We start from the raw sequence: 17,558 nt of genomic DNA on the forward strand, positions 1-17,558 counted from the left end.
AAAAAGTCGTCTATGGCCGAGCAAAAGGAACAGTGGATTTCGATCTTTCGTGTTTTGCATACCTTATTCGCCTTGTTTATAGAGCATTTATACATTGTATGCATGTACCTATCCGGTTACACTATAAAAAGTAAAGTTTCTTCATCAAAATCCTCATTTTTAGTCTAGCAAGGATATTTTATGTTATCGCCCTCTATTGAGAATATAAAAGATACTAAAAAACTTTCGGAATCATCTCACCTTGTTCAAACACGCGCTTTTGCTCTCCCATCGTCACTACGCCCATTAGCGGAAAAAAATTTCGCACTTCTATGGGTAGGAGCATTTCTTTCAAATGCTGGTTTTTGGATTCAATCTATTGGTCAAGGTTGGCAGGTGCTTCAACTCACCAATTCTGCCCTGCTGCTTGGCCTGGTCACCTTCATAGCGACATTGCCTAACCTTCTCCTCTCCCCTATTGGGGGAGTTATAGCTGACCGTTTCAATCGGCGCCATCTGCTCCTCTTTACACAGTGCTTCTATATGCTCATCTCCCTTCTCATGGGCATTCTTACCACCTTACACATCATCACTGTCTGGCAGATTATTCTGCTTGCACTGCTGAATGGGGTATTCAGTTCGGTTGGCTTCCCCGCATGGCAAACATTTGTTGGCGACCTGTTACCCCCATCGCAGTTAAGGCAGGGCATCGCGCTCAACTCAACTCAATTTAATCTCTCGCGTGTGATCGGTCCAGCTATTGGAGGCCTCTCTGTAGGTATCTTTGGGATCGCAGGCTCATACTACCTCAATGCTCTAAGCTACATTGCGGTCATTATTCCACTCCTCCTGATGCACACCGCCAATCGAGAGCAACGCAAAAGCACACACAAAAGTATGTGGAGCGACCTACGTGATGGCCTACAGTACGTGCGAAAGCGGCCTATAGCCCAAATCGTGCTCTTACTGCAATTTTTTATTGCCTTTCTGGTTTTCCCCTACCAGACACTGCTTCCAATCTTTGCCAACAACATCTACCATATCGGGGCTACCGGGCTGGGTCTATTGAACTCTGCGGCAGGCATTGGGGCTCTACTTGGTTCCATCATTCTAGTCATGATGACACAACGCATTCAAAATGGGTCGCGTATCTTGGTGATTGTCTGTTGCCTGGGAGGAGGCGCTTGCCTGGCTTTTGCGCTCTCTAACAGTTTACCCCTCTCCCTGGCCCTGCTCATCTGCATAGGTATATGCTCAGTGCTCTCCTCAACCCTCACCAATACCATCCTACAAATGATGGTGCCACAGGAGATGCGTTCGCGTGTTCTCAGCCTTTGGATACTGACTGCATTCGGCCTCGCGCCACTTGGCAACCTTGTTGCTGGTTGGATAGCTCAGGACATTGGAGCGTCTCTGACGCTAGGTATTGCTGGTTCAATATGTGTGATCCTCGCACTTTGCACATTTGGTTTCCACAGCAAAACAAGAACTCTTCCTGAACGGGAAACAGACCATGATGGGGAATATACCCTGCAAGAAGAAAGAAAAGAAGGAAAACTTTTAGTATAAGCGAGATAAGATAGGCAAAATGCTTATCTCCAGCGCCTTACCTCTTGAGCGTGTTTTCTCGTACCACCTGACGATTGCTCCAGGTACGTACGAGAAAACATTGTGAGCATCGATGCGTGCTTATTCAGTTGCAACAGGTCCGCGCCCGCCTGTTGGCAGCGTGATACCAGCGGCCGTACGCAGCATACTGGCAATCGTCGCATACCAGGCAACGAGCGCGCAGATGATAGCCAGCCAACCACCAATGCCAAGCCACACCCGGTTAAATCCTGTTAGGTGCCCGATAGTCAGACAGAGGTAGGCCAGAAACAACAAACCAACGGCCGCAAGGTAGATCATATTCATCCTGAGTGATCCAATGAAGGTCACCGCAAGAAGAATGGTCCAGCATAGGTAGAAAAGCCCTAAGAGGAGATGCTGCACTCCCGCACTCATGCTCGTTAAGATGCCAAACCCTGGCATGAAGATCACGCCAAGGGCTGTGAGGAAGCCGCCATACGAGGTAAAGAGCGTAGCCGCTTCCATGTTTCCCTTGCGGAACTCCCACATGCCAGCCAGAATTTGAACAATTCCTCCCACGAGAATGATCGGTCCAATAGCTCTGAGGGCGCCTTGATTTCCAAATGGAAGAATAAAACCAGCGTACCAGGAGCCAAGAATAGCCGTAGTCAGTGCAAGAACGCTCAGCCCAAGAGGGATAGGGCTTGCAATACGTCCTTCGGCCAAGTCACGATGTTCCGATGTTCTTGTTGAGTATTGAGCCATGATAGTTCTCCTTTCGGGAGAAGATCGCCAAGGTACTATTCCTCACTCTAGAACCACATGTTCCCACTCATCCTGACAATCATCCTTTTGCGTCTCTAAGACGAAGTCCTCGAGTGTCTACAGATTGTCGCTCTCAGGAGTTGTGCGCTTCTTGACTACTAGGTTGAGCTTTTTCTGTGAGGAAGATTGTGAGAACATTTTAGGAACATCTAGAATCACGTTGAGTGATATTTTTACGTGACTGATCCTTAAAACACAGGGGAGAATATCTTGAGATTGCATTGACTATACTTAAAAGATAAAATGAAGTATGTGGTGTTACTAGTGTTGGTATAGAAGAGATGTTTTGGAGAAATCAGATATGGCAACTCGCACTAGTAATAGAGAGTCAGTGAGCGTGCGTGAGAGGCACTTGAGCGACACCTATATTGGTAGTTGGCTCACGACAACCGATCACAAAGAGATCGGCATCATGTACATTATCACAGCTTTCTTCTTCTTCCTGATCGGCGGTGTGGAGGCACTCTTCATTCGGGCACAACTGGCGGTCCCCAATGGGAAGGTGCTCAGTCCCGAAGAATATAACCAGATTTTCACGATGCACGGCACGACGATGATCTTCTTATTCGTCATGCCGATATTGTCGGGGCTGGGCAACTATGTTGTACCTCTGATGCTTGGAGCCCGCGATATGGCATTCCCACGCATGAATGCCTTTGCGTACTGGATCTTGCTTTTTGGTAGCCTCTTCTTACAGTCCAGCTTTCTGTTGAGCGTGGCTCCTAATGGGGGCTGGTTCATGTACGCTCCTTTGAGTCTGACGACAAAGGTCTGCGGCATCCATGCCTATCAGTGTACACCTGGGATGAACGCGGATTTCTGGATTCTGGGTATAACAATGCTTGGTATCTCCTCAATCGCAGGATCGCTTAACTTTGTTGTAACGATTCTGAAGATGCGCGCGCCTGGCATGAGCATTAACCGTATCCCGCTCTTCACGTGGATGATCCTGGTCATGGCGTTTCTGATATTATTCGCGATGCCAAGTCTGACGGCGGCGAGTCTGATGTTGCTGCTGGATCGCCATCTTGGGACGCACTTCTATCAGTTTGCCTATGGTGGTGACCCGCTTCTGTGGCAACATTTGTTCTGGTCATTTGGTCATCCTGAGGTATATATCCTGATCCTGCCAGCCTTCGGCATTGTCTCGGAGGTCTTGCCGGTCTTCTCACGTAAACCCATCTTTGGTTATACTTTTATCGCGTGGTCCGGTGTGGCGATTGGCTTCTTGAGCTTCACTGTCTGGGCTCATCACATGTTTGCCGTTGGTCTGCCACCTGTCGCACAGGCATTCTTCGCTTCCAGCACGGTTCTCATCGCGGTACCAACCGCCGTGAAGATCTTCAACTGGCTGGGAACGATCTACAAGGGGAAATTGAGCCTTAAGGCTCCTATGATCTTCGCGCTCGGTTTTATTGCTATGTTCCTCATCGGTGGTTTGAATGGGGCCGCGCTGGCTGTCGTGCCTTTTGACTACCAGGTCACGGACAGCTACTTTGTGGTCTCGCACATTCACTACGTGCTCTTCGGTGGTAGCGTAATGGCGATCTTCGCGGGCCTCTTCTACTGGTTTCCCAAGATGACCGGCAAATTGATGAATGAGAGGCTGGCACATATTCAATTCTGGCTGCTGATGATTGGTCTCAACCTGGCATTCTTCCCCATGCATATCCTGGGGCTGCTGGGCATGCCGCGTCGCGTCTACACCTATCCAGCGAATTTAGGGTGGAACGAATTGAACCTGATGTCGACAATTGGAGCCTTCTTGATTGGTATCGCGGTCATGGTCTTCCTCTGCAACTTTGTCACAAGCATGAAGTCAGGCCAGAAGGTAGGTAATGATCCCTGGGACGGCTTTACCCTGGAGTGGGACACGACATCGCCGCCGAAGAAGTATAACTTCCTTACCATACCCATCGTTCGCAGTCGTCGCCCATTCTATGACAAGAAGAATCCTGAGACCGCAGATTGGAAGTCAGCCATTCACTGAGGATGAGAGAACAATTAGGACGACGTGAAGTCACGGCGGTACCGTTTGGGATCTGGCTCACTTTTGGTAATAAGGTCTTCAATCACCAAATTTGAGCCAGACCCTCTTCTTTTCAGACTTTCCTGGCTATGCCCAGTCCTGATTCGATGTTAGAGACATCATAGATGCCCCCTGTTGCTCCACATAGCCTCCCGTAAAGGGATCTTCCGCTAGCAGTAGAGGTACATCCAGGTCAATAAAGCGGAAGCCACCCAGCCCAGCAACAAAATGTGCCGATGCGCTCGTCCCCAGGCGCGATTCGATCATAGAACCGATCATCAGTTGTGTTGAGGTTGCGCGACAAAGGGCTGCAATATCCAACGCTTCGACAATGCCACATTTCATCAACTTAATATTCACCACATTCACAGCCTTCATGGCAATCAGCCGCTCCACATCAGCCAGGCTAGCGGCACTTTCATCTGCCGCAACAGGAACAGACGTATGCTGTGTAACGAAGCGCAGTCCCTCAAAGTCGTCTTTGTATACAGGTTGCTCCAGCAAGATCGGATAAATCTGGCGCTCTTCAAGTTGGCGCAGACACGACAATGCCTCATCAGGGGTATAGCCCTGGTTGGCATCTAGCGTAAGAGCTAGTGTTGGGGCTGCACGATGAATGGCTTCGATACGCGCTATATCTTCCTGCATGTCGACGCCCACTTTGATTTTGATATATTTGATACCACGCGCCGCGATTTGCTGCGCCAGTTCGTAGCTATGCTCAGGCGAGGCCAGGGGAATGCTCATGTCAGTTTCTACAGTTGTTCCGGCATTGCCCAGAAAAACATAGAGAGGCATCCCATACGAATGTGTGAGGGCATCAAGCAGAGCCATTTCAATACCTGTGCGGACAGTATTTTGATGGTAGTAGTTATGTTTGATGAGCTTAGAGAGCGGGCGCCAGCGTGAGGCATCCTGCCCCTCTAACCATGGAACGCAGGTTCGCGCCGCTGCCAGGGCTGTCTCCTGTGTCTCACCTGTGCTAGGAGCGAATGGAGAGCATTCACCATAGCCGATGCTCCCATCGGCAAGTTCAATAGTGATCAGGACATTACGTGCTTCAGAGACGCTTCCAGTGGTAATGGTAAATGTTTCGCGCAATGGAATGTTAAGAGGTTCGACTTTTACTGCTGTGATTGTTGTACGGACCATATGTACTAAGGTTCCCTTCTTTTCCGTATGCGATGTAACTATTTAGGACCCTCGCCACCGCAGGTGGCGAAACGAAGCGCCTGTGACGCAGAGGTGCCCTGAAGAGTTACCTGAAATGTGGACATGTTGCTCTCTTGCCAACTCCTTGCACCGGGCCAGGAAAGGCAAGAGAGCAATAAGAGATTGTGTTTATAGGCTCATGTAGATGTTGCCCCAGTCATTCGGTGCAATAGTAACAAGCGGGTTCAGGGAATAATTTTGCAGTTTAGGATTAATGAGTACATGTGCCTCCACCTGGTAGAGCGGAATTGCAGCGACATCGTCAACCAGATGCTGTTCAGCTGAGCTATACTGCTGTAGACGCTCTTGCTGATTCTGGTTTACGTCGGCCTGGGCAAGCTCACTCTGAATGGCCTGTTGCTGGGTGGCGTTGCTAGAGGTATTTTGTCCATAGTTGGCATTGTTGAATGGAGCGCCTTTCGCAAACCATGTACTCAGCCAGGCTTGAGGATCAGCATAGTTGCCATACGAGATCGTCCATATCTGTAATGGACCGGATTTGCCCGTCGTTCCCAATTGAGCCTGAATCAGAGCACTGGCCTCCATGCTAGACACCTGCATATTGACGCCAAAGGCTGTCTGCCACTGCTGCGCAAGGACGGTTACAAGATTCTTCGTATCGTTGCTACCTGCAAGATATGAAAGCGTGATAGGCGGCAACGCAGCGGCGTTTTGATAGTTTTCTTCCTGTAACCCCTCCTGAAAGAGTTGTTTCGCCTTCTGCAAATCACCTTTCGTGCTTGTTACACCAGCGGGCCCCGCCAGGGCTTGATTATAGCCTGGAACACCCTGAGGTATGAGATGATTCGTAGGAAGAACTGAGCCGTACATCACATTCTGAGCTAGAATATCTTTATTGATGGCAAGTGCAAAGGCCTGGCGGATCTTGATGTTGTTGAATGGCTTTGCCAGGTAATTCATGAGCACATAATTCAACCCTAACGTTGGCGTGTGCTTGTAATCTGGGCGTTTCCTGGCATTTGCCAGGTCGGCAAGTGGAATAGTTGCGTAATCTAGCTGACCTGCCTGATAGGATTTATAGGTTGTATCTGTACTACCCGACTGCTGTAACTCTACTCGCTGCAAGCGTGGTTTGGGTCCATAATAGTTCGTATTGGGGATCAGGGTAAGTCCTTTATTATGACTGTAGCTAGAAGCCTTAAAGGGACCTGCTCCTCCACCTTCACCCAGGTGTTCGGTCCACTTAGCACCATATTTCTCCACTACCTTCTTATTGACTGTGTAGGCAGTTGGGAGAGCTGCTAATGACTGTAAAAAGTAAGCTGTTGGCTGAGCCAGGATGATAGAAATGGTGTGATCATCCTTCACAATCAGGCTATCATCGATCAATGTAGGAAGCTGCCCGCTAATAATTTTGGTAAAGTCCTTGATTGGACTGAGAAAGGAGGCCGCGGGTGATTTTGTGCTGGGCAACAACGCGCGATTGATACTGTAAGCAACGTCGTTAGCGGTAAGCGGGGTACCATCACTAAAGGTCAGGTTGGGCCTGAGGGTGAATGTATAGGTAAGCCCATCCGAAGAAATGGTATGGTTGCTTGCGAGCTGGTCTGTAACCTTCCCATCTGATGATAGTGCTACCAGGCCGGTGAACATCATCTGTATTGCAGAAATATCGGTATTCTGTACAGTAAGAGCGGGGTCCAGAGAACCAAAGTCCGATGGCCCGATTGGATAACGGAAAATTTGCTTACTGTCAGGTGCTGGCGTAGTGCTTGTATTGCTGCTTGGACCTGTACCGCCGCTACAGGCAAGAACAAGTATGGCAAGTATCCCCAAAATACCAGGAAGAAGCGCTGACCGGAAAAATTTGCGATACGGCATAATCATGCCCCCTTATGTTCTCAAACTGCACTTACTACTTCTCCGAAAACCCTGAGCGCGAAGCGCTAGACACGCCAGTGGCGTTGGGTTTCGGAATAAGATCTTAATGCACAAAAAAGAAAAGATAAAGATGTTGTAGACCAGTTGGTCTAGAATGATAGTGGTTTGGCCTTGTGCACCCTTAAAGGCTTGCAACAGGAGCTTCAACCACTACGCGCGTAAATACCAACGGTTTGGCAGCAGGCTCCAGAGGAAGTACAAAGTTTTCAATGTCACCATTTAGATTGGTAACAAAAGAACCCTTGAGATAGAGGGTATAACGTTCCAGGAATACAAGAAAGACATCAAAATGCAGGTGTTGGAAGGTGTATTCCAGGTCGTTATGCCATCCTTTGAGGGTGTCGCCATCTTGAACAATGGTAAATGTACCACCTCCAGGATGCTCGAACTGCCCGGCATAGGCGCTGAGGGGATGAGAAAGCGGCGCATCTGGAACACGAGTAGCGAGGCTTTCTTGTTGGCTTTTAGCTTCCTGTTCCTTCAGTTTGTCATAGCTTTGCCTGGTACGTTCATTCCAGGGAACGTTTTCCAGTTGCAGCAGGCGATCGACAGCATTATAGGTAAAGATACCATGCACTGGTACCAGGTGAGCTTGTCTGTTTGTAAGTACGACAATACCAATGTTATCATCGGGCAGGAACGTCGTTAAACAACTAAAACCATTGATACCGCCGCTGTGCTGCACAAGCTTATGCCCACGGTAACATGTCGTCCACCATCCAAGCGCGTAGCTGTAATAAAACTCCTCGGGATATTTAGGGAGATTATGCGGGAATGCGGACATGACCATCTGTGGAGAAGTCAGCTCTCGGAATTGCTCCTCGGGTACGAGCGTACTTTCACTATGTTTTCCCTTATTAAGGAGACAACGTAGCCACTTGCTCATATCCAGTACAGTAGAACTCATCGAACCCGCAGGGCCGATAGCATCCTCCCTGGTATAAAAATCAGTTCTTTGCGGCTCATCCTGAATGAGTTTGTAGGGAAGCGCAAAATCCGCCACCTGCTGCACATCCCGTACAGAGAAGTAGGTGTTCGTCATGCCAAGGGGGTTCAAAATACGCTGTTGCACAAATGCTTCCCAGGTTTGTCCAGTTACCACCTCGATAAGATAGCCTGCCAGGGAATACATCGCGTTGTTATATTGCCAGGTCGTTCGAAAGCCCTTATTCGGCTCAAAGTATTGAAGGCGCCCCACCAACTCTTTGCGTGACATCAAAGAGTGAAGAGTCACAAGATCGTATCCAGGTATGCCCGTACGGTGACAGAGCAGGTCACGCAATGTGACAAGCCTGGAGATCGTGGGATCAGAGAGTTTCAAGGCTGGGAAATAGTTTCTGACTGGCTCATCCCAGCTAAGTTTTCCTTCATCCACCAGGATAGCCAGCGCCATAGTGGTGAAAGCTTTGGAGCACGAGGCAATCGCGAAGACAGTTTGAGGCGTGACCTCCAGATTCTCGGCAATGTCTCGCTTACCAAACCCCTGCGCGAAAACTATTTCGTCATCCTTCACAATCGCTACTGCCACTCCCGGTACCTTCCACTCCTGCATAGTTACCTCAACAAACTCAGGGTATCCTTGCAGATCTGTGCCAGTAACAGAAGCAGGTGATGTGTATGCCATTACGTCTCCTGTAAATAACTCCTGTAAAACTCGCTTCAATAACGACTCAGGTCACCATCTGCTATGAAGCGGCCTGGGTAATGATGCTGAGACCTTCTTGAGAAGATGGGACCTGAGTCGTTCCTTAACCTATGTGCATTTCATATAGCAATACATAGACAATTTGTTACTGCTGCTCTGCTTTTTTCGTGGCTACCAGGGTCCCGAATGGCTGCTTGAATAGGGCCTGCGTTACAACTCCTGCCTCATCGCGCTGGAATGCAACGCTGTAGCCACTCAGTCCCTTTACACGGAAGGAATCTTCCTTATACGGCTCTAGTTCGTATGTGGGTTGGCCTGGCAGCGTTAGAGAGAGGATATGTTCACCCTTGAAGGCGACCGTAGCGGCCTGGTCCATGACCTCATATGCGCCACAGAATTGCTCCAGGACGCTTTTCTCTTGCAGGTGCTTTGCCGCTACCCGCATAAAGGCAATAGGTGTAGCGTCTGGCTCGATAGGCAAAGAGAAGCTTTCGATATCGCCATCAAGATTGGTAATGAAAGACCCTTTGATATGGACCTCGAAACGCTCTGCCGTGACAAGAAAGATATCGTAGTGCAAGTGCTGGAATGTGAAATCGGTCTCGTTATACGTACCCTTCAGCGTCTCGTCATCCTGGGTGATGGTAAATACTCCAAGACCGGGGTGCTCAAAACTTCCCGTGTAGTCCTTGAGGGGGTGCGAAAGTGGCGCGTCTGGTACACGGGTATCCAGGCTATTCTCCTTGGCCTTCTCTGCCTGCTCTTTTAGGCCTTGAATGAACTGTTTGCTGCGCGTGCTCCAGGGACGCTCTTCCAATCCAAGTAAATGGTCACATAGCGTATAGTTCACAGATTGTGTCGCGAGGTTGCTATCAAGGTTTGTCAATGTAACAAGGCCGATATTGTCATCGGGCAGGAAGCTTACCAGGGCACTAAAGCCGTCGATATTGCCACCATGTTCAACAAGCGTATGCCCTCTATAGGACGTCAGACCCCAACCCAGGCCATAATTGTAATAAAAGGTTTCCGGTTGTTTCTTAAACGCCGGTTGATCGGGGGGAATGACCATATGAGGCGCTACGAGTTGCGCGAACTGTGCCTCTGAAACAAGGGTGGTCTCGCCATATTTGCCCTTGTTGAGGAGACATTGTAGCCACTTACACATCTCCTGCACACTGGAGTTGATCGAACCAGCAGGTCCTACCGCCTGAAAGCGGTCGTAGAACTCCATTTGCTGCACTTCCTCTTTGGCTTCCCGGTAAGGGAGAGCGAAGTCGGAGGTCTGCTGTGAGTCTTTAGGTGTAAAGTTGCTAGTAGTCATCCCCAGAGGCGTGAAAATACGTTGCTGAACAAACTCCTCCCAGGTCTGCCCTGTCAGGGCTTCGATCAGGTAGCCCGCCGTCATGTACATCAGGTTCTGGTATTGCCACACCTCGCGGAACTTCTTGTTGGGTTCCAGGTATTGGAGGCGTTCGAACAGGTCTTTGCGTGAAAGGGAAGAGTTGTACCACCCCAGGTCATAGCGTGGCAGACCGGTACGATGGGCGAGCAGGTCAATTACTGTGGTCTGCTCGGTCGCTATAGGGTCATAGAGTTTGAATGTTGGCAAGTAATGCTTGATGGGAGTATCCCAATTGACTAGGCCCTCATCAACGAGCATCGCAATCGCCATAGCTGTAAAGGCCTTGGAGCTGGAACCGATAGCGAAGAGGGTCTGATCCGTAGTGTCGAGATTACCCACGATAGAACGCTTGCCAAAGCCCTGGGAAAGGATCACTTGACCATCCTTGACCACGGCTGTTGCCAGACCTGGAACGTTCCACTCATCTCTGATCGCTTCAATAACTTCGGGTAATCCTTGCAATGCTGTGTCGGTAACAGATGCAGATGTATTCGTCATTATATCGCTTCCTCTTTCTCTAAGATCTTATTCCGAAACCCAACGTCACTCGCGTGCCTAGCGCTTCGCGCTCAGGGTTTCGGATAAGTAGTAAAACACTTTTCTCTCGTAAGCTTTTATCTGCTACTCGCGTGAAGACGAGCGGCTTGAACCCTGGCTCGATAGGCAAGGAGAAACTTTCGATATCGCCATCCAGGCCAGTGGCAAAGGAGCCTTTCATATCAACTTTCACGAATCCAGTAGACACCGCACCAATGTGTATGAGAGGAAGTATACTCAAGCGGTCTGGTAAGAGACATCTACCAAAGGGTAAAAGTGAAAGGTATATTTTTACAGTAGGTGTAGCTTTTTGGCACGTGCTACAGCCTGCACCCGGCTGTTCACATTCAACTTACGATAAATATTGTTGATATGAGCCTTTACCGTCCCGGTGACGACGAACAGTTCTCTAGCAATCTCCTGGTTCTTGCGCCCGGCAGCCATTAAGTACAACACCTCGCGTTCGCGCCAGCTCAGCGGGATGAACAGAGGTTGTTCATCTACAGAAGGCACAAATTGGATCCTCAGGGTAGGCTGTTCAAAAGCGGCTATAAGTGTGCGCAGATATGCCAGATTCACCTGCTGCTCGCCGGATTTATGTGTACGTTGTCGTTCCAGGAGTTGGCGCAACAGCTTTTCGACCACCTCACCCTCACTCACGAAAGGATAGATGTGTCTTCCCTGTTCAGTGAGATGCATTGCTTGCGTGAGTGTTGCCAGAGCATCTTCTATTTGTTGTTGTATATAAAATGCTATAGATTGTAAAATCAGGATATCTATAAGAGAGCGAACCCGCCCTGCCTGCTCTGCCGAACGATAGAGATACATGAGCGCCGCATGAGCCTGCTGTATGTATTGTCCGTTCATAGTATTTTGCTCGGCTGCCAGCATTACTCGGATAAGCATAAGATACTCTTGCTCTTGTCGATGAAATATTTCATCGCAGAAGAAGTTACGTTCCTGTACCCATAACAGCGCTTCGCGTAAGCGATTATGACGTAGTGCAAGCCAGGCGCGTACAGCAGCTACCTCTTCGATCTCTTCAATAATATTCGCTCTTTGGGCAAGCGCTTCTGCCTGGCGCAACCAGTGCTCTGCCTCCTCTATATCCCCCTGTGCCTGCGCCACGTGAACCAGCTTCAAAGCACTGTGCACGGTAATATGTCTGCTATGGATTTGCTCCCCTATCTGCCACCCCAGCAGTAAATGATGCTTCGCCTGCTCCAGGTCGTTCCATTCCAGGAAAATGTCACCTAGCCATATCTGGGCAATACCTACCATTGGAAAAGGCTGCCCATCTTGCTGTGGGGAATGCTTAATAATTTGCTGGCAAAGCCTGGTTGCTTGAAGGAGATAACCTTGCATGCGATATAGTTCTACCTGGATGACCATGATATACTGCGTCAACAGATCATGTCCTAAGGCCTGAATGTGGCTACTCGCCTCTGAAAGAGCTTGCACCGCGATATGCACATCGGCCCCTCGCAAATGTGCCGTCCCTAATACGAACAATGCCAGGCCTCGCTCAAACAACCTTTCTCCGGGCAGATGCGAGAGGATGTGGCTGCACATCTCAATAGCACGCGTAAATTCATTGCAGGCAATGACCATAATAGCTCGTAATGTCTGTACTTCATTTGTCATTGCTTGCGCGACAGTCGGAAGGAGTGTCTCTATTTGCTGGTTAATGGCCTGCTCTGCCGCATCGAGCCAGGAATGGCAACCTGTCTGAGTTGTCAACAGTTGTATCCAGGCTGCCGCCATGCAAAGGCGGGGTCGCGTGTAAAGCGCTTTAATTGGTAATGCATCAAGCCAGCGCTGTAGGCAGGCAATCTCACCTTTTGCCAGAAACTCCTGTGCCACCTGTTCGATGAGCGCCAGAGAGCGCTCGTGATCTTGCGCCTCCAGGGCATGGTTAATGGCTTTATCGAGAGCGTGATGAGCCTCAAACCAGCGACTGGCGCGGACATGGAGGACAGGTATGAGTTCTGGATGAGCAAGCTCTAGCCTATGACGCAGGGCTTCCGCAAAAAGGGTATGATAGAGATAGACGTTTCCTGCCTCCGCACAGGGAGAAATAAAGAAATTTGCCTGTATCAGCCACTCTAATAACGCCGCTGCATTCTCCTGTTCTGTGACCGCCCTGCACAGCGATCCATTCAAACACTCAAGAATAGAGGTGTATAAGAGAAAAGTCCGTATCTGTACGGGAAGATGATCGAATATCTCCTCAAGCAAGTATGCTATAACGTAGCGATTGCCAGTCGCCAAAGAAACAGCAAAAGAGGAGCCTGATCTATTTAGCATTGCCAAGCCAAACAAGCGCAGACCTGCAACCCATCCCTCGGTACGCTGAAATAGTATTTCTCGTTCCTCCGCAGCAAGTCGTAGCTTCATCCCAGCGTTAAAAAGCGTGTCTACCTCTTCACGAGTAAAACGAAGTGTCGTAGCATCTATATCTGCCAATTTATTATTTGCGCGCAATCGTGCCAGTGGCAGGGCGGGCACGCTACGGCAGGCAAGTATAAAGTGGATATGTGGAGGGAGATGTTCAGCGACTGTCTGAATAGTGGTGTGAATAACTTCATAATCAATAGCCTGGTAGTCATCAAAGATAAGGGTGGCAGAGGAAGTTCTGGCTGCCAGATCGTTTATTACCGTATACAAGCTATGTGTCAATGAACATGTGGATGAAATGGATAGAGCTGTCAGTACTTGTTGGCCAACGCCAGGACAGAGCTGTTGTAGCGCCTTGATAACATACACGAGGAAGCGGAGTGGATCATTATCCTCTTTATCGAGAGAGAGCCATGCCACTGAACTCCTGTTACGGTTACCCCATTCACTCAACAGTGTTGTCTTACCGAAGCCAGCTGGCGCACACACCATAGTCACTGGATATACCAGCGCGCGCTGCAATATGTGCATGACACGCGGACGTGTAACCAGGTTACCGGGAACCGCAGGTATGTCTACTTTCGCCAGAAGAAGAGAAGCATGTAATTGCTCTAGCCGCGTATCATTTTTATGAAGAATATCTTTTATGCCAACAGAGCGCTCTAAAAGTTTTTTAAGGACATCACTTAAACGCTGTTGGGTAAGTTCCTCCGACTTACCCAGATACGCTTTATGCAATTTTGCGTTGCGGGAGCGGTAGGCATACCAGTAACCGTTGCCCTGTCGGAACTCTCGCCTGGCTGTAAAGGACCCGTGAGCGGTCTGATACGCAAAAGCACGCGCCTCTTCAGCTTGTAGCCAGGTAAACCAGGCAGAAGAGTCAACCTCAATTGTTGCATACATATTTGCGAATGATGAAGGTAAAGTTAGCTGGTTATCGATAACACGTGCCATCAAGCGACGCGGCATACAAACTCACCTCCGTCAGGCAATCAACTAACTGGGTAATATCATATTACCCAAAAATTACCCAGCAAATATAGAGAATATAAAAGGCCTTTGCGTGCTCCATCGCGTACTGTTCGACAGCTCAACGAAGGTCGGCATTGAGGGCATATCCTTGCCCCGAACGTCTTTTTCCTGCGTATTCTGTAATGACACGTTCAACGCTTGCTATTTCAGTGCCTCCAGGTCAGCCCGCGGCGGCTGTGCGCTTCCATACACCGCATCCTCAGTCACTTATGCGACAGGAAGACCTGAAGCCCAGGTTCGTTGCGAGGTGTTCTCTGGAGCGCGAGCAGATATTGAGCCATGTGTTGAGGAGAATACGGCATGTTTTGCTTCTTGACGTGTGTTACTAACTTTAGCATACTCGAAGAAGAGACAGATCTGAGAGCTCCCCGCGCGAAAGCAGCGGGGGTTCCAGGGATTCGGCCCACGCTTCCAGTTCTTCCCACCCAAGCAGGGAGGCTGGCTCTAGTGGTGGTTCCCCTGAACTTTTGGGCAGACGCGCTCCAGCTCAGGCCAGGCCCAAGCTTCGGGGCAGAGCCTGCCCCTCTTTCGCGCGTTATGCTGTACACTCATGTGCTGCCCGCAGGCGCGCTTCCGCACCCTCCCAATACCCCTGGTATCGGGCACACGAGGGAATGGGATCTGCTGGATCGAGATAGGCGGCAAGAAAGGCCGAGTAGAGGTCGCGTTGGACGGGACCCACGCCACAAGAGCACTGGTGCCAACGCTGGGAGAGGGGCTTCCTCACCCGTTTGCCACAGCCATGGCACCATTGACTCAGCGCTGTCGTGCGTGTGGGAACTTCAATGAGGATGCCGCCCGTGCTTGCAACGGTGCGTCTCAACAACTCCACAAACATCCCTGGGGCTCGCAGTCCCACACTCTTGCCAAACGTTTTTTGCCAGGCTTTGTAGGAAATCTTTTCGATGATGATGGTGCTGCCCAGCGCGACCACCTCATGCACCTTGCGGCCATGCAGGCTCTTGCGGTGCGCCGCCAGCTTGCGCTCTTTGCTCGCTTTGCGCCGTCGCGTCGCCTGGTAGCCCTTGCTCTGCTTCCATCGCCGCTTCTTTTGGCCTTGCTTTTTGATGCGACCTTTCTCGTCGTAGTGTTCAGGATTGGCAGCTCGCCTCTGCCGCTCCATTTGCCGCTGCAAGCGACGAATGGCCTTGGCATCAGGGGCCAGTTCCGCGCAGAACACCTGCAGGCTCGCCTCCCCTTCCTGGGGAACCAGAGCCAGCGTCGAGGGTCCCAGATCTCCTCCAACGGTGCTCGTCCCAACGGTGTGTTTGGGCTTCTGGTGAGGCTTGCCCTCCAGGACAAGTTGGACCACGTAGCGAGAGCCCTGCGCATCGGCTCCGGCGGCTCTGGGACTGCTGGCGGGACGTTGGATGAGGCGAGCGTACTTGATGCGGTGCTTGAGACCATGGGTGACCACTTCATCCTCCCAGTCGATGAGGGCGGGCAGCTGGTCTCCATTCCAGAGGAGAAAGCCTGCGTTTCCGGCTTCGGGTGCTTGCAGGACAAAGCGCAGGCTGGTATCGTTGCGCTTGTTCTCGAGACTGGAGAAGCCGCGCCCTCGGCTCTTGAAACGCACGCGTGTGGCCTTGCCCAGGCAGACGCGGTTGAGGGCGCGATAGGCGCGAGTGGCTAGGGTTTGCGCCAGCACCGCCTCGATGTGCTCGGCAATCCAGCCCACGCGTAGTCCCTTGACGGCTTCATGCAGGGCGGCTTCGGAGAAGTCATGCGCCTTGCGCAAGGCGGAGAAGGCTGCCGCGCGTTCCGCTTTGTGGGTGCGAGGAAGGGCGCGGGCCTCTTGCCAGGCGGGGTCAGCTCGCATATGGCGCAGACGCTGTTGCCCGTGGGAGAGGATGGCATTGTAGAGCTGACGAGCGGCTTCCAGATGGGCTCGCAGGCGGGCGGCTTGCCCTGCATCGACGGCCAGGGGCAGTTCCAGCAGAAAGGTGGGGGTCGCAGGTCGCTTCTTCTGCTGTTCCTTCTGTTTGCGTTGTCCCTGACACTTCTTCGGCATTCTGGCCCCTTCTATGAACGCACACGTGATCTTGATCCACTGACGCCTATTGTAGCAGAGTGTCCGGAAGAACGCAAGTTCCAGGCCTCTGACCCTGCTCTCTTTCCTCTCATCCAGCAGAGGCGGCGATTCATCCCGGCATGAATGACCGGGGCTTTCTCTCCGCGTTCTCTGTAAAGCTATTCTACACTCTGTAGACATGGTTCTAGGAGCATTTTTCATGCCCTCCGAAACTCATATTCGGTGACAGGCGTCAGCGGCTATCACTCCGCCCCATGACATAGAGGACATACAGAGCGGCATCCATGGGTTATTTAAGAAAAAGGGAATAGTGGTCGTGCCTTCTCTCTTGTTTATATCCTCTATAGAGGATATAATTTCTCTATGGAGGTGATTTTGTTATGGAAGTACCAATGCCACGTTTGGCGAGTGGACTTGATCTGACTGACTTAGGAGCGCGTATTCGGTCGGAACGACTCCGTCGGCATCTCTCTCTTGAGGTCCTTTCTTCACAATCGGGAGTCAGCAGTAGTATGCTCTCCGACATTGAGCGCGGCAAAAAGGTGCCATCCGTCCTCGTGCTTGATTCTATTGCAACAGCCCTGGGAACCAGTCTCGCTCGGCTTCTTGAAGAAGAACAACAAGCAAAGGTGATTGTTCTGTGTCATAGGGAGCAAGAGGTTGTACAAGATCCGTCAGGTTGGGAGCGGCGCATTCTCTCTCCCGTTTTGCCTGGAATAGAGTTTGAGTTTATGCGTACCACCATCTTGCCTGGAGTCGATGCGGGGGTCTTTCTTCCTCACGGCACTGGTTCTCGCGAATATATCGCTGTCGAAGAAGGAACCTTGCAACTGACCTTGAACGGCACTGTTTATCTGCTCCAGGCGGGAGATAGTATCTATTATGCTGGCGACTGCCAGCATGCTTTTGCCAATCCAGGGGAAAAGCCCTGCACCTATTACCTTGTGATGGAGATTCCACCCTCTCCCGTTCCACATGTTCATCATAGATAGCGAGT

At 50.6% G+C, this 17,558-nt stretch carries 9 protein-coding genes and 1 pseudogene; 3 read left to right on the forward strand and 7 right to left on the reverse strand.

From position 1 onward, the window contains the following. The first annotated feature begins 180 nt into the window (after window positions 1-180). On the forward strand, window positions 181-1,548 hold the full coding sequence (locus tag KTE_RS22145; RefSeq protein WP_201384729.1) for an MFS transporter: 1,368 nt from the start codon (window positions 181-183) through the stop codon (window positions 1,546-1,548). 120 nt (window positions 1,549-1,668) lie between these two features. Here KTE_RS22145 and KTE_RS22150 read toward each other — a convergent pair whose 3' ends face one another. Then, entirely contained in the window at window positions 1,669-2,313 is a 645-nt protein-coding gene (locus KTE_RS22150) for an acetate uptake transporter (protein WP_201384731.1), read from the reverse strand. 361 nt (window positions 2,314-2,674) lie between these two features. On the opposite strand from KTE_RS22150, the gene ctaD reads away from it, so the two are divergent. Continuing rightward, window positions 2,675-4,363, forward strand: coding sequence for a cytochrome c oxidase subunit I (gene ctaD / locus KTE_RS22155; protein ID WP_201384733.1), 1,689 nt, complete (start codon window positions 2,675-2,677; stop codon window positions 4,361-4,363). A gap of 126 nt (window positions 4,364-4,489) precedes the next feature. On the opposite strand, the gene KTE_RS22160 is transcribed toward ctaD, so the two are convergent. The 6 genes and pseudogenes from KTE_RS22160 to KTE_RS22185 form a co-directional block, all read right to left on the reverse strand. Further along, window positions 4,490-5,554, reverse strand: coding sequence for a dipeptide epimerase (locus KTE_RS22160; protein ID WP_236600517.1), 1,065 nt, complete (start codon window positions 5,552-5,554; stop codon window positions 4,490-4,492). A gap of 189 nt (window positions 5,555-5,743) precedes the next feature. After that, window positions 5,744-7,456, reverse strand: a complete 1,713-nt coding sequence (locus KTE_RS22165; protein WP_201384735.1) for an ABC transporter substrate-binding protein — start codon at window positions 7,454-7,456, stop codon at window positions 5,744-5,746. Window positions 7,457-7,637: 181 nt separating this feature from the next. Further along, window positions 7,638-9,140, reverse strand: coding sequence for a serine hydrolase (locus KTE_RS22170; RefSeq protein WP_201384737.1), 1,503 nt, complete (start codon window positions 9,138-9,140; stop codon window positions 7,638-7,640). A gap of 166 nt (window positions 9,141-9,306) precedes the next feature. After that, entirely contained in the window at window positions 9,307-11,061 is a 1,755-nt protein-coding gene (locus tag KTE_RS22175) for a serine hydrolase (RefSeq protein WP_201384739.1), read from the reverse strand. A gap of 330 nt (window positions 11,062-11,391) precedes the next feature. Beyond that, complete coding sequence (locus KTE_RS22180) at window positions 11,392-14,466, reverse strand: LuxR C-terminal-related transcriptional regulator (protein WP_201384741.1); 3,075 nt, start codon at window positions 14,464-14,466, stop codon at window positions 11,392-11,394. 394 nt (window positions 14,467-14,860) lie between these two features. After that, window positions 14,861-16,540, reverse strand: a pseudogene (locus KTE_RS22185) (AAA family ATPase). A gap of 401 nt (window positions 16,541-16,941) precedes the next feature. Between KTE_RS22185 and KTE_RS22190 the strand changes: the two are divergent. After that, window positions 16,942-17,553, forward strand: coding sequence for a helix-turn-helix domain-containing protein (locus tag KTE_RS22190; protein ID WP_201384743.1), 612 nt, complete (start codon window positions 16,942-16,944; stop codon window positions 17,551-17,553). The last annotated feature ends 5 nt before the right edge of the window (window positions 17,554-17,558 follow it).

Origin of the sequence: Ktedonobacter sp. SOSP1-85 (assembly GCF_016587415.1) — a bacterium.
Lineage (GTDB): Bacteria > Chloroflexota > Ktedonobacteria > Ktedonobacterales > Ktedonobacteraceae > Ktedonobacter.